The sequence below is a fragment of the Marinomonas sp. CT5 genome (assembly GCF_018336975.1).
Lineage (GTDB): Bacteria > Pseudomonadota > Gammaproteobacteria > Pseudomonadales > Marinomonadaceae > Marinomonas.
Genome location: NZ_CP025572.1, coordinates 3,058,580 through 3,070,379, shown reverse-complemented (window position 1 = coordinate 3,070,379; position 11,800 = coordinate 3,058,580). Strand labels below are relative to the sequence as shown.

General features: G+C 39.4%; 18 protein-coding genes. 14 read left to right on the top strand and 4 right to left on the bottom strand.

Annotated features, from left to right (window positions below; translation table 11 throughout):
* Nucleotides 1-29: 29 nt before the first annotated feature.
* Complete coding sequence (locus C0J08_RS22755; protein ID WP_283247079.1) at nt 30-344, bottom strand: type II toxin-antitoxin system HicA family toxin; 315 nt, start codon at nt 342-344, stop codon at nt 30-32.
* Between the two features lie 245 nt (nt 345-589).
* Here C0J08_RS22755 and C0J08_RS14520 point away from each other — a divergent pair, with 245 nt between their 5' ends.
* The gene (locus C0J08_RS14520) at nt 590-937 is read left to right on the top strand and encodes a hypothetical protein (protein ID WP_212652649.1); all 348 of its coding nucleotides are present in this window, start codon (nt 590-592) and stop codon (nt 935-937) included.
* A gap of 228 nt (nt 938-1,165) precedes the next feature.
* Here the strand turns inward: C0J08_RS14520 and C0J08_RS14515 are convergent, their stop codons facing one another.
* On the bottom strand, nt 1,166-1,399 hold the full coding sequence (locus tag C0J08_RS14515; RefSeq protein ID WP_212652648.1) for a hypothetical protein: 234 nt from the start codon (nt 1,397-1,399) through the stop codon (nt 1,166-1,168).
* Nucleotides 1,400-1,402: 3 nt separating this feature from the next.
* Between C0J08_RS14515 and C0J08_RS14510 the strand changes: the two genes are divergently transcribed.
* From C0J08_RS14510 to C0J08_RS14480, 7 genes are all read left to right on the top strand, one after another.
* Nucleotides 1,403-1,696 carry a phage holin family protein gene (locus C0J08_RS14510; RefSeq protein WP_212652647.1) on the top strand — a complete coding sequence of 98 codons (294 nt, stop codon included), beginning with the start codon at nt 1,403-1,405 and terminating at the stop codon, nt 1,694-1,696.
* Nucleotides 1,693-2,211 carry a hypothetical protein gene (locus C0J08_RS14505; RefSeq protein WP_212652646.1) on the top strand — a complete coding sequence of 173 codons (519 nt, stop codon included), beginning with the start codon at nt 1,693-1,695 and terminating at the stop codon, nt 2,209-2,211. Before C0J08_RS14510 ends, C0J08_RS14505 begins: the two co-directional genes overlap by 4 nt.
* A gap of 2 nt (nt 2,212-2,213) precedes the next feature.
* Nucleotides 2,214-2,510, top strand: coding sequence for a hypothetical protein (locus C0J08_RS14500; protein ID WP_212652645.1), 297 nt, complete (start codon nt 2,214-2,216; stop codon nt 2,508-2,510).
* Nucleotides 2,511-2,553: 43 nt separating this feature from the next.
* Nucleotides 2,554-2,721, top strand: a complete 168-nt coding sequence (locus C0J08_RS14495) for a hypothetical protein (RefSeq protein ID WP_212652644.1) — start codon at nt 2,554-2,556, stop codon at nt 2,719-2,721.
* Nucleotides 2,722-2,953: 232 nt separating this feature from the next.
* Nucleotides 2,954-3,505, top strand: a complete 552-nt coding sequence (locus C0J08_RS14490) for a terminase small subunit (protein WP_212652643.1) — start codon at nt 2,954-2,956, stop codon at nt 3,503-3,505.
* Nucleotides 3,456-3,968: a phage terminase large subunit family protein gene (locus tag C0J08_RS14485; protein ID WP_212652642.1), complete on the top strand. Its 513-nt coding sequence runs from the start codon at nt 3,456-3,458 to the stop codon at nt 3,966-3,968. Before C0J08_RS14490 ends, C0J08_RS14485 begins: the two co-directional genes overlap by 50 nt.
* Nucleotides 3,969-4,001: 33 nt before the next feature.
* Nucleotides 4,002-4,259 carry a type II toxin-antitoxin system Phd/YefM family antitoxin gene (locus C0J08_RS14480; RefSeq protein WP_212652641.1) on the top strand — a complete coding sequence of 86 codons (258 nt, stop codon included), beginning with the start codon at nt 4,002-4,004 and terminating at the stop codon, nt 4,257-4,259.
* Between the two features lie 31 nt (nt 4,260-4,290).
* Here the strand turns inward: C0J08_RS14480 and C0J08_RS14475 are convergent, their stop codons facing one another.
* Together C0J08_RS14475 and C0J08_RS14470 are read right to left on the bottom strand one after the other, a co-directional pair.
* Nucleotides 4,291-4,725, bottom strand: a complete 435-nt coding sequence (locus C0J08_RS14475; RefSeq protein ID WP_212652640.1) for an antitoxin Xre/MbcA/ParS toxin-binding domain-containing protein — start codon at nt 4,723-4,725, stop codon at nt 4,291-4,293.
* A gap of 74 nt (nt 4,726-4,799) precedes the next feature.
* Nucleotides 4,800-5,894, bottom strand: a complete 1,095-nt coding sequence (locus tag C0J08_RS14470) for a Fic family protein (RefSeq protein ID WP_249344316.1) — start codon at nt 5,892-5,894, stop codon at nt 4,800-4,802.
* Between the two features lie 516 nt (nt 5,895-6,410).
* On the opposite strand from C0J08_RS14470, the gene C0J08_RS14465 reads away from it, so the two are divergent.
* The 6 genes from C0J08_RS14465 to C0J08_RS14440 all read left to right on the top strand — a co-directional run bounded on the left by C0J08_RS14465 (nt 6,411) and on the right by C0J08_RS14440 (nt 11,786).
* Nucleotides 6,411-7,157, top strand: a complete 747-nt coding sequence (locus C0J08_RS14465; protein WP_012070892.1) for a FadR/GntR family transcriptional regulator — start codon at nt 6,411-6,413, stop codon at nt 7,155-7,157.
* Nucleotides 7,158-7,235: 78 nt separating this feature from the next.
* Complete coding sequence (locus C0J08_RS14460) at nt 7,236-8,426, top strand: ABC transporter substrate-binding protein (RefSeq protein ID WP_212652639.1); 1,191 nt, start codon at nt 7,236-7,238, stop codon at nt 8,424-8,426.
* 59 nt (nt 8,427-8,485) lie between these two features.
* On the top strand, nt 8,486-9,343 hold the full coding sequence (locus tag C0J08_RS14455; protein WP_212652638.1) for a branched-chain amino acid ABC transporter permease: 858 nt from the start codon (nt 8,486-8,488) through the stop codon (nt 9,341-9,343).
* 1 nt (nt 9,344) lies between these two features.
* A complete protein-coding gene (locus tag C0J08_RS14450; RefSeq protein ID WP_212652637.1) occupies nt 9,345-10,340 on the top strand; it encodes a branched-chain amino acid ABC transporter permease in 996 nt (331 codons plus the stop codon).
* The gene (locus tag C0J08_RS14445; protein WP_012070888.1) at nt 10,337-11,098 is read left to right on the top strand and encodes an ABC transporter ATP-binding protein; all 762 of its coding nucleotides are present in this window, start codon (nt 10,337-10,339) and stop codon (nt 11,096-11,098) included. Before C0J08_RS14450 ends, C0J08_RS14445 begins: the two co-directional genes overlap by 4 nt.
* Nucleotides 11,091-11,786 (top strand): ABC transporter ATP-binding protein, encoded by a 696-nt coding sequence (locus C0J08_RS14440; RefSeq protein WP_012070887.1) that lies wholly within the window; start codon nt 11,091-11,093, stop codon nt 11,784-11,786. The genes C0J08_RS14445 and C0J08_RS14440 overlap by 8 nt, the downstream gene beginning before the upstream one ends.
* The last annotated feature ends 14 nt before the right edge of the window (nt 11,787-11,800 follow it).

Sequence of the window (11,800 nt, the reverse complement as noted above, 5' to 3'; positions counted from 1 at the left end):
AATGTTGCAGCCCTTTCGGGCTGCTTTGATCATTTAATGCCAAGTTGTTTTAGTATTCCCTTTCTAAGTCCTTCCTTCAATTCCTTGGATGGATGTCTTGGCATGACAGACCGTTTACCTTTGTATTGGAGTTTTAGGTGGTTAGTGCCTTGTGTGACTTCAACCCCCATTTTCTCCAACTGCCTTCGAAACTCGCTTTGTTTCACCTCACCTCCTGTTGTTGTTTCGATAAGTTCATTGTAATAAAAAAATATTACAAATGGAGGTGTTTTGTAATGTTTTTTTATTCTTTTTTGGGCCGTTTGTTTTGTCAATAGCGTTTGGTGGTGTTTTTTTACTGTCAAACGTGGAAACAAGAATTGGCTAATGTGCTCAAATATCTCTATTGAGATTTGGGGGCGTGATGGCTGATTTGAATGTTTTGCTGGTTTTGTTGAGTAGGGCTGAGGATGCGGGGGAGGTTGGTGCAGCGCTTTATTACAGGGTACTGATTGAATTACTTAATAATTAATGTTGGTAAATTCAATAATAACCCCAATAAATGTGTGATTAGGAAATTCATCCTAATGAAAGTGATAGAGGGATTTTTATGGCTCAGCATAACTTTTTGTTAACTTATTCGGTTGACGCTAAAACGAAAATAGGTCGTGATAAAGCGGATAAAGTAAGGGGAGAAATAGCAAAAATAGAAAAGTGGAATAAACTAACGAATGTAGAAACAACTTTTAAAGGATCAGTGACAGTAGCTGAAACTTCCAGTGGGCTATTGCGTGGAATTTTACCTGAGCGTATTAAAAATATGGCAATAACTGCTGTAAAAAATGAGTTTATGACAATATTAGTGGTTAATCAGGCAGAAGAGGCGGATGTTATTATTCATTGTGCCATGATGGTTACAGGTGCGGGTGAAGCTTTTGAGTTTGAAGTGTCTAACTAATCTTTGAATCTACATATGCCTTAAATAAAGCTTTTCTATATTCTATCTGAAAGCCCTTGCTTGCTAGCGAGGGTTTTTTTTGTCTGAAATCCGAGAGTTAAGTCTTATTAATAGGCTGTGATTGCTTTTAATGGATTAATCCTATTTAAAATGCCGTCACCATGCCGTCACCATGCCGTCACCATGCCGTCACTAATGCTATTTCCATAATTGGTATTTTATTAGTGTTTATGCGCCTTTAGCGGTTGTATTGTCTCTTTTCAGATAAGAAGAGGAAGTTGCATTTTCGCGCGCGTAGGGATTGCTGACCGCTAAGTTACGAGGTACATTTTGTTCATGCTCTGAGAGTTGTGCTTGATAGACAGGCGCAGCTACATAACCCGCCAATATTTCGTATTGAGCGGGTTTTTTCGTTTCTGGCCTCGCATTCGCGGGGCTTTCTTGTTTCTGGACTGGACGCACACTATGAAATTCCTACCGGATGAGCTTCTACAAACAGCGGCATTCGTCATGGTCGGTGTGCTGGGTGGGGCTGTGAAATACCTTCGAGACTTTCAGCAGAATTCTAAAAAATTCTCATTAATTCATATGCTTATTGCAGTTTTTACTGGCGGTTTCTTGGGCATGCTGACGTTCTTCTTGTGTGCTTCTATGAATATGCCTCCTGCAATGACGGGGTTTATGTCGGGTGTAGCGGGGTTGATGGGTGATGAAGCGATCAAATTATTTATCAATCGATTCAAGCGAGGCTTGCAATGAGCTTAAACCTTTCTCAATTCCGCGAATACGTTGTGATTCCTGCACTCAATCAATTGGATGGCATTGCTTATTCATTGGCTTCTGATCAGTTGGTAATGGGGACGCTTACTCAAGAGTCCCACGGAACATACATAAAACAGCTTGGTAAAGGCCCAGCAATGGGGCTGTTTCAGATGGAGCCAGCAACGCACAAAGATCTGTGGCTTAACTTTATTCGATACAGACGCCCCATTCAGTGTTCGTTGCTGTTGATGACATCGGATAGCGTGGACGCCAATTACTATTCCAATGGCTGGCCAGACCATAACGCGCTTGTTTGGAACAATCGATACGCTGCGGCAATGTGTCGAGTTCACTATTTTAGAGCGCCAGAAGCGTTGCCTAAAGCTAATGATATCAAGGCTTTGGCAAGGTATTGGAAGAAGTATTACAACACTGTTCATGGTGCTGGCACCGTTGAAGAGTTCATTAAAAACTTCCCGTATGAACTGTATGGGCTAGAGAGAGAGGGTTAGTTATGCGTGCATATGTTCGTTTCATTGTTGGGCTTTGTCTTGTTTGGTTGTTGATGCCTTTTGCGGCTTATGCGACTGATGTGGTGGCGGTTGATGATGGCGGTTTTATCGCCATGATTGTTAATGCGCTGCCTGCGTTGGTTGAGTTGCTACCCGCTTGGGTTGGTGTGCTGTATGCGGTGGCTCATGCCGTTGCGATGCTACCGACACGTATGACGGTGGCATGGCCTAGTTGGTTGAAATCATTGATTAATTTGTTAGCTGCAAACTACGGCAAGGCTAAGAATAAAGATGGCTAGTTTATTGAAATTCCTGCTCATTCTTATGGAATGGGCAGTGCAGATGAAAAGGCGTGATGAGTATGAGAAGAAGCAAGAGCGATTGCGTGAAGCGCGTACTGATCCTGCTAAGTATCTGCGTCAGTTTGGTCGGGTGCGGCGTAAGCCCGATGAATCAAAGGCGGTCATGCCAGACAGTGGAACCGGTACTGATAAACACGACGGTCAATGACGTGGCGTTTATCGTGCCAATAGATGAGATGGGGCAAATAACCGCCTACATCGAGCAGCTGAGGCAGTGTGTGGGCTTTTAGCGGTCTTGTCTAAAAAATGGGTCCTTCTGAGCATTTCCGCAGTGTACGGGTAAGCTGAGCGCGGATTCTCTGTATTTACGAAAATTCTGGAAACTGAAGTTGTTGTTTAGTCAGTTTTTTGTCTAGGTTGGTGAAGTTGGTGTATTTGGTATGTCGAGCAAGAAAAAAGAGCTCGGGCTCGTCAATAAATTCACTGTTGTTGCCAGCCTCGGCATCAGCTCACAAGCCTTTGATAAATGGGGCGTCGAGCCCAGAGAGAAACGGGGCCGAGAGAACTTTTACTCTATCCACGATGTGGTGCAAAACCGTGTCGATAACACCCTTTTAAACCTGTCTAAACCTGGCGTTAAAAAGCCATCAAAAAACACATCAATAGACCAACTTGATGAAGACCATTTGAGAGTCGAAAAACTCTCCGAAGAAGTCCGAGCGCTCAAGTTAAAGAACGATATTTTAGAAGCCCGATCTATTCCGGTCGAAATTGCCACCGAGGTTTTGGTGGGCATTATCTCGGAACAGGTCGCCATATTAGAAACCATCCCATTACTTGTAAAACGGCACAACCCAGAGATGCCGAGTCACGCTATTGAGCAGATACAGCGCGACATTTCGAAAGTAAGTAACATCGCGGCAACTTTAGGAGACAAGCTAGATGACACAATTGCTAGTCTTGTCTCAGTCGCAGAAGGGAAAGTTAAGTGAGGCAATCAGCCGCGCTTTAAGCTTTCTCAAAATGAAAGAGCCGCTTACAGCGGTTGAATGGGCAGATAAGTATTTCTATCTCTCCGCCGAATCAAGCTATATCAAAGGCAAGTGGACAACCCGTCCCTATCAAGTTGCGATTTTAAACGCGATGGGCCACCCAGACATTGAAGAAGTGAACTGGGAAAAGTCAGCGCGAGTCGGTTATACCAAGTTGATTGTCGCGGTGATCGGATATTTCATCGAGCACAAGAATAGGAATGGTGTTCTTTGGCAACCTGATGACGGCGCAAGAGATTCATTTAGTAAGAAACATATAGACTCGATGATTCGAGATGTTAAGCCCGTCCGTTCGATTTTTCCGTGGCTTAATTTAAAGCATAAGAACAATACGATAGCTTCAAAAGTATTTGAAACCATTTATTTCTTTGCTCGTCGCAAGAGTTATCAGATGTACTTTTAATAGTACTATTATAAGAAGAAAAGAGGTGAGCTTATGAGTGTTGTTACTGCTAATGATTTAAAAACCAAGGGTGTGTCTGCTGTTGAAGCCGGTTTGTTAAAAGATGAAAAAGTTATTATATCTGTCCGAGGTAGAGATACATATGTCGTGATGGATTTGCATAAATACGCTAAGTTCAAAGAGTATGAGCTTGAGATTGCCTTAATAGATGCTAAGGCTGATATTGAAGGTGGTCGTTACAGTAAAAGCTCAGTGTGTGAACATATGCAGCAGGTAAATGATGAATTATAAAGAGGTGGCCCGATTTACTTGACCACTACAGTTACACGTACTCCCCTAGATCTATTTTTCGTAAGGTATGACGTACCATCTCGCGTCCAGCGTGAGTATTAAGTATGTCCGCTGGTTTTTCTCCACCTAATGCAGGAATAGGGGAATGTATCCATTCTCTTGCCAAATCTACTGATCCATAGATATTTACCACTTGAATATATACGCGCAATGTATCAATTAGGCTATCAGTAATAGCAGGAGAAAGCCGCTTGATACGATAGCTTTTGCTTATACTCAAGGTGTTTTTTCTGATTGCGTGAGCAATCAGCTCTTTTTCACCTGTCAACTTAACGATAGCTTGCAACTTTTCTCCACTAACACCGGATCGAACAATAGATAGATAATCTGTTGAAGACATGATATCTAAGCCCGGAAATAGACTGTTGATGAGGTTAAGTTGTGATTGAGATTCTAGCGTTTTCATTTTGAACTCCAAAATCATATTTCTTTTTTGCTAAGTTTAGGAAGTCGTAGAACAGACAGTCATAGACTCAGTTTTTACTGAGCGAGCAAATACCGAGTACTGCGTCCGCCAGATTCAGATCGAACCAAACAACCTTGTTCAACTAAAGTCGCTAAATGGCGCGTCGCTGTCGGCTTACTGACTTTGGCAACTCTATGATACTGAGTCGTGTTAATACCTTGTTCAAAATCTCCATCGAGCATACGATTCAAGACTTTGACCTGCTCCGACGTTAGCTTTGTTTGGTCGATTTTTCGCCAGTAGTTTGATTTCAAAATGGTCTGATCTATTTCTCTTAGCACGTCATTAAAGGTTTCGTTTAGCGTACTCAGAAACCACTCTAACCATGCTGTGATGTTTACGCTTCCCTTTTGCGTCTGTTCAAGTATTTCATAGTAGCTTTTACGCTTTGCCAATATGCTCACTGACATTGCGTAAAATCGAACCGATTGGCTCTCAGCTTGAGCTAATGCTAGGTCTGTAAGCAATCGAGTTATACAACCGTTTCCATCATCTAGTGGGTGTATAGTGACAAACCAAATATGAGTGATGGCGGCTCTTAGTAATGGATCTAGTGAAGCGTCTTTTTTTGAGTCATTAAACCATCGGATAAAATGCTCTAATTCTGTATTAAGCACTTCTCGTGGAGGGGCTTCAAAGTGAACGGTAGGTCGATCAATACGTCCAGAAACCACCTGCATGGGTTCACCTCCTCGTAATTGGCCACCCATGATAGGGCTGAGCATGGCATAGCCTTTAGGAAATAGTTTTTCATGCCAATTTAGAATTCTCTTTAGACTCAATGTTGAATCAAGGTTCTCAATGGCATCGACCATTATCTCAGCGATCCCATCGGTTTGCTCAGTAGTAGGATACGTGTTTTCTTCTGTTAAACCGAGTTTGTTCGCTAGTGAGGAGCGTACTGAAAAGGCATTCAGTTTTTCACCTTCAATGGCGCTTGAGTTCACGATATTGGCCAAAAGTGTATCCAGCATACTTTGCTTTTTATCATGGGATTGACTGGCCATTTTACCCAATAGAACCCCTTGGTTAAGGCGCGCTTCTCTTAATATTGGTCCTACAACGTTTTTATCCCATATAAAGTTAGGCCGCAATTTTCTTGCTGCCATATCCACAAAATAACCCCTATGATTTGAATAACACTATTAATCAAATATTGATCTGAATGAGGCTGGGAATCACATCATACTTGTTATGAGGAGCAAGTTAATGGGGGAATCTAATAGAGTCTGGAGCGTCAACCTATTTGTATTAAATAAAATGCATTTATGTGACAAGGAAGAAAGCCTTGTGATTTATTTTGGTGCGTTTTTTTTGGTGTGTATCTACAATCATAATTTATTTTTTTGAGTTTTAAAAAAGATAAATCATACTCATTTTTTTATTTTTTATAAAAAAATATAATCGATTTTTTAAAAAAACAATTTAAATCAATATCTTATGTTAATTTAAGTGTTTATTTATCTTTAGTTTCGTTTTTTTGAATGTAACTATTTTCTTTAGGTATCAATACTGAAATCAATATTTGGCAATATATTTGCTTGGTTACAATTAGATCAATTAATTATAATGATTTAAATTATTTATCTTTCTTTCTTTCTATCCTTCCTTATGCTGGAGATGAAATGGCAACTGAGTTTAAGAGCAAAGCAAAACGAAAAATATCTGATCTAATTGTCGATGAGGTTAAACGCCTAATTGTTTTCGAAAAACTAAACCCTGGCGATCGTCTCCCGAGTGAAAAGGACTTAATAGAGCAATACGAAGTATCAAAAGGAACGGTGAGAGAGGCGATGAAAGCCTTAGAGGTTGAGGGGTTAATAAAAACAAAACCAGGTCCTGGTGGCGGCGCTTGGTTGACCGAAGTGGGAACTGAACCGGCTAGTAGAGCGTTAAGAAATTACCTCTATTTTCGTCACATAAGCCCAAAACAACTTTATCAAATGAGAAAACTCATAGAAGTAGAATTGGCAGTGTCGGTAGTTGGTTATCTCTCTGATGAAGACCTTTTGTTACTAAGAAAATATACCGATCAATGTAATCTAAAACCGACCTCGGAAGATGAACAGCGGTTACAAAGAATAGCTGAACTAGAATTCCATAATGTTCTTGCTGATGCCTCCCCTAATCCAATTTTAGGTTTCTTTGCACGCTTTCTAAACGAGTCTCTCAGGGATCTTGTGGTTCTAAAAAAATCTTATTTAATCGATTACTACGAGTTCACTAAGTCAAATGTTGACTACCACTACGCACTAATAAATGCCTATGAAAAACAAGATATAAAACAGGTACGCACACTTATGTCAGAACATATGTGTGATGCTGAAACACACTTTATCGTATTAGATGGAGAGATTTCTAAGAAAATGTAGTAGGACTTAAACGACGAAAAATTATTCTATATAAAAAGGTTTGAAGCCAATTATAACTAACACAATAGGAACTCAAAAATGATTAAAAAATATTTAAAATTATCAGTGCTGGCTTTCTCGATGGCATCAGTATCTTGTATTACCGTTGCTGATGATTCGGTATCGATTTACGGTGTTAAATCTCTTTCTGGTAGTTTTGCTAGCTATGGTAAGTATGCTGATATGGGGTCAAAACTTGCTGTTGATAACTATGGAGATGTTCTTGGGCGGAGTCCAAAATATAAAGTAATTGATACCGAAGGTAACGCTGGTAAAGCCCTTCGCAAGGTTCAAGAAGCTATTAGTCAAGACAATGCGAAGTTTTTTAATGGTGGAACTCTTTCTTCAACTTCCTTAGCAATAGGTAAGGAGGTTAATAAGTCAGGAGGAGTATTTATTACTCCGGCAGGTGCCGATGAACTGACAGGCACTGATTGTAATACATCAACATTTCGATGGTCTGTTCCTACCTATGGAGCTATCAGAGAGACTGTTATTCCATTGTTTAAGGAACACCCAGAAAAAAAACGTTGGTATACAATTACGCCACAATACGTGTTTGGTGAAGCATTGCTATCTAATGCAGAAAAAGTATTTGAGGAATTAGGAATTGAGCATGTTGGTAATAGCTATCATTCATTACAAGAACAAGAGTTTTCTGGTTATTTAACTAATGCAATGGCTGCCCAACCAGATGTTCTTTTACTGCTAAATTTTGGTTCCCAATCATCTAATGCGTTACGACAAGCAATAAATTTTGGTTTGAAGAACCAAATGACGATATTGGTAACCTGGTCTTCAGGTTTGGACCAATTTCAAGAGCTAGGCTCAAGTGTGACGGAGAATGTTTATTTCGGTGCTCAATATTGGCATACGGTTGATACCCCTCTAAATAATAAGCTTGTCAAAGAGGTTAAGGATGCCTATGGCATTACTCCAAACTACCCATTAGCTGCAGATTATATTAGTACGACATTCTTGCTAGATGCGATAGTCGATTCTGGTTCAACTAATCCTAGTGATGTAATCCATGCGCTTGAAGGCAAGACTTATGCGGGGCCAACCGGTGATGAGACTGTTCGAGCTGCGGATCATCAAGTATTAAAAAATTACTATTTGCTTAAGGGTAAGGCCGCTTCAGAAATGCAAAATGAAGATGACTTTGCAGAAATTATTAGTTATGGAAAATCGTTCCCTGACGAATCATCTCTTGTATGTAAAGGAATTTAAAAAATATTTAGTACCACTTACTTAAAGTAAGTGGTACTTCGTTTTGCTAGAGGTTAATTATGAATCTTTATCTTTTTCAGGCACTGAATGGGATAGGACTTGGAATGATTTATTTTCTCATATCAGTGGGACTTACAATTATTTTTGGTCTTCTTAATTTTGTTAATTTTGCCCATGGAGCTTTTTACTTATTAGGTGCATATCTAAGTTATACAGCAGTTTCAGTTACTGGAAATTATTGGCTTGCACTTTTTATAGCGCCTATTTCAATTGCAATCATTGCGTGGATATGTGAAAGAACCTTAATTAAAAGGGTTTATCATTTACCGCATACTTATCAAATTTTAGTGACTTTAGGCGTTGCTTTAATCATTCAAGAAGTTTGTATATCAATCTGGGGACCAATTGGAAAAAACATTTCTCCACCAGACTCTCTAAAGGGGGTGTTTCAATTTGGTAACTTTTTTTATCCAGAATACCGACTTTTTGTCATTGCTTTCTCAGCTTTAGTAGCTCTACTAGTTTGGTTCTTATTGGACAAAACAAAATTTGGTGCGCTTGTCAGAGCAGGTAGTGAAGATGCTGAAATGGTTTCGTTGCTGGGCACCCATACACACCGTCTATTTTCTATTACTTTTGCATTGGGAGTAGGCCTTGCAGGTCTTGCAGGCGTCTTAGCGGCACCAATAAGAGGGGTAACTCCTTTTGTAGGCCCTGAAATCCTTGGAATAGCTTTTGTGGTGGTTGTGATAGGTGGAATGGGGTCTTTTACTGGGGCACTAGTAGGTGGACTTTTAGTTGGTCTTGTTCAAAGTATGATGACAACAATATGGCCGCAAGGTTCTAGTTTAATGATTTATGGGGCGATGGCATTTGTCATTCTCTTACGACCATATGGACTTTTTGGGAGAGCATAAGATGAATAATAAAACTTCTATTTTCGGCGGAATTACTCTTATTGCACTCGCTCTTATTGTTGTGATGCCAATAATACTACCTTCAGTTACATTGGCGACTGAAATACTGATATTCGCATTAGCAGCTTTAGCTTGTAATTTGCTTTTGGGTTACACCGGATTACTATCTTTTGGTCAAGGTATTTTTTTTGGAGGCGGTGCATATAGTGCTTCCTTAGTTATGCTTCACTTAGATTTTGGATTATTTGGCGCTTTAATCACTGCGATTATAGCTGGGGCTTTACTTGCTTTAATTGTAGGTGCTTTATCAATAAGAAGATCTGGAATTTACTTTGTAATGCTGACTCTTGCTTTTACTCAGATGGCATATTTCTTAGCGTATACGTTTAGTGACTTGACAGGGGGGGATAATGGTCTTCTGGATGTTCCTAGACCTGAATTAAATTTTTTTGGTCTAACAATTAGTGAATTAAAAAGTAGCGAGGATTTTTATATATTCGTTGCAGCTCTTTTTTCAATAGTGTTTATTTTTGCCAGACGAGTTATCCACTCCCCTTTTGGTACAACACTAGTAGCAATAAGAGAGAATGAAAATCGATCATCAGCTGTAGGTTTTTCAACTAATCATTTTAAGCTTATTGCATTTGTCATTTCTGGTGCAATCACAGGCCTTGCCGGTGCCTTATATGCAATGCTACTGAATTTTTCACCGCTATCAAATATAGATCTAGTGATGTCTGAAAATATTTTAATTATGACAATTATAGGAGGAACAAGCTCTCTTATTGGTTCCATTTTAGGTGCTGGTGCAATTGTATTAATCGGTGATCTTCTTTCATCTATTTGGCCTAGGTGGATGATGATTTTAGGGATAGCTCTTATTGCCGTTGTTTTGTTCTTGCCAGGAGGGTTATGGGGGGGGATTGTCTCTTTATTTTCTAAGCTATCTCCATCTAAAAAATCAAAGAAAATCTCTGTTACTGAGGTGATTAAATGAGTTCAAATTATTTATTAGAAACCTCTGGCTTAGGTCTTGATTACGGTGCTTTTTCAGCTGTTGGAAATGTCGATCTAAAAATTGAAAAAGGCTCTATTCATACGGTTATCGGTCCTAATGGCGCTGGGAAAACTTCATTATTTCATTGTTTAACTGGTGAGCGAAAACCCACGCGTGGAAGTATTTTTTTCAATGATGAAAATATAACCTATGTTGCCGCACATAAACGGGTTTCAAAAGGTATGTCGCGTTCATTTCAGGTGACTAGTCTATTTCAAAACTTGACTGTACGAGAAAACTTAAGAATCGCAGCGCAAGGTAGGGATGGATTGAGTGCATTAAATTTCTGGGTTCCTGAAGCTAATAATCATGAACACCTTGAAAAAGCCAATGAGGTATTAGCTAAAATTCAATTAGAAAACTTTTCTGATAAGTTGGCTGGTGAATTATCTCATGGTCAGCAGAGAATTCTTGAAGTGGGAATGGCTTTATGTGGTTCTCCTGCATTATTGCTATTAGATGAGCCTACCTCTGGAATGGGAGTGGATGATATACCGATAATGACTGGATTGATTTCTGAATTAGGTAAACAGCATACGGTTATGCTGATTGAGCATAATATGAAATTAGTTATGTCTATTTCTGATCGTATTACTGTCATGCATCAAGGAAATATCTTAATTGAAGGTTCTCCTGAAGCTATTAAAGGAGACGAGCAAGTTAAGAAGGCGTATTTAGGAGAAAGTGGAAATGAGTAAATTAGTCATTAATAACCTTCACTCTTATTACGGTAAAAGTCATATTTTAAATGGCATTGAATTGGCCATTGAATCTGGCGAAATTGTTACGTTATTAGGCAGAAATGGTGCTGGAAAAACAACAACACTAAAAACAATAGTAGGTGTTGTTAAAGCACAGGAAGGTTCTGTACAGCTAAATGGGGAAAATCTTGTTGGTAAAGAAATTTTTGAAATTGCTCGCAAAGGTATTTCACTCGTACCTGAGCATCGTGGAATTTTTGGCATTCTTTCTGTAGAAGAAAATCTGAGGATCGCAATTGATACGAATAGTCCTTGGAGTCTTGAAGATATTTATAAAATGTTCCCTCGATTAAAAGAGCGACGTAAGAATGGAGGGAATGCTTTATCTGGCGGAGAGCAACAGATGCTTGCTATAGCTCGAGCATTAGTGAATAACCCTAATTTTCTTTTACTTGATGAACCAACGGAAGGTTTAGCTCCAGTAATTGTTGACGAGATAGTTCGAATTTTGGATCAAATACGTGCTGCAGGGGTTGGAGTTTTACTTGTAGAGCAGAATTTATCTGTGTGTGAAAAGCTTGCAGATAAGCATTATGTCGTTGAGCTTGGTGAAATTGTATATCAAGGTTCTAAAGCAGAATTTAGTAAACAAGATGACATTAAAAGTCGATATCTTGCTGTTTAGTTGAGGTGAATTGT

Excerpts from the sequence above, each read along its gene's own strand:
- C0J08_RS14505 (WP_212652646.1), top strand. The coding sequence starts at position 1,693 with ATGAGCTTAAACCTTTCTCAATTCCGCGAATACGTTGTGATTCCTGCA.
- C0J08_RS14500 (WP_212652645.1), top strand. The coding sequence starts at position 2,214 with ATGCGTGCATATGTTCGTTTCATTGTTGGGCTTTGTCTTGTTTGGTTG.
- C0J08_RS14510 (WP_212652647.1), top strand. The coding sequence starts at position 1,403 with ATGAAATTCCTACCGGATGAGCTTCTACAAACAGCGGCATTCGTCATG.
- C0J08_RS14485 (WP_212652642.1), top strand. The coding sequence starts at position 3,456 with ATGACACAATTGCTAGTCTTGTCTCAGTCGCAGAAGGGAAAGTTAAGT.
- C0J08_RS14445 (WP_012070888.1), top strand. The coding sequence starts at position 10,337 with ATGAGTTCAAATTATTTATTAGAAACCTCTGGCTTAGGTCTTGATTAC.
- C0J08_RS14450 (WP_212652637.1), top strand. The coding sequence starts at position 9,345 with ATGAATAATAAAACTTCTATTTTCGGCGGAATTACTCTTATTGCACTC.
- C0J08_RS14490 (WP_212652643.1), top strand. The coding sequence starts at position 2,954 with ATGTCGAGCAAGAAAAAAGAGCTCGGGCTCGTCAATAAATTCACTGTT.
- C0J08_RS14470 (WP_249344316.1), bottom strand. The coding sequence starts at position 5,894 with ATGGCAGCAAGAAAATTGCGGCCTAACTTTATATGGGATAAAAACGTT.
- C0J08_RS14465 (WP_012070892.1), top strand. The coding sequence starts at position 6,411 with ATGGCAACTGAGTTTAAGAGCAAAGCAAAACGAAAAATATCTGATCTA.
- C0J08_RS14495 (WP_212652644.1), top strand. The coding sequence starts at position 2,554 with ATGAAAAGGCGTGATGAGTATGAGAAGAAGCAAGAGCGATTGCGTGAA.
- C0J08_RS14480 (WP_212652641.1), top strand. The coding sequence starts at position 4,002 with ATGAGTGTTGTTACTGCTAATGATTTAAAAACCAAGGGTGTGTCTGCT.
- C0J08_RS14460 (WP_212652639.1), top strand. The coding sequence starts at position 7,236 with ATGATTAAAAAATATTTAAAATTATCAGTGCTGGCTTTCTCGATGGCA.
- C0J08_RS14455 (WP_212652638.1), top strand. The coding sequence starts at position 8,486 with ATGAATCTTTATCTTTTTCAGGCACTGAATGGGATAGGACTTGGAATG.
- C0J08_RS14475 (WP_212652640.1), bottom strand. The coding sequence starts at position 4,725 with ATGAAAACGCTAGAATCTCAATCACAACTTAACCTCATCAACAGTCTA.
- C0J08_RS14440 (WP_012070887.1), top strand. The coding sequence starts at position 11,091 with ATGAGTAAATTAGTCATTAATAACCTTCACTCTTATTACGGTAAAAGT.
- C0J08_RS14520 (WP_212652649.1), top strand. The coding sequence starts at position 590 with ATGGCTCAGCATAACTTTTTGTTAACTTATTCGGTTGACGCTAAAACG.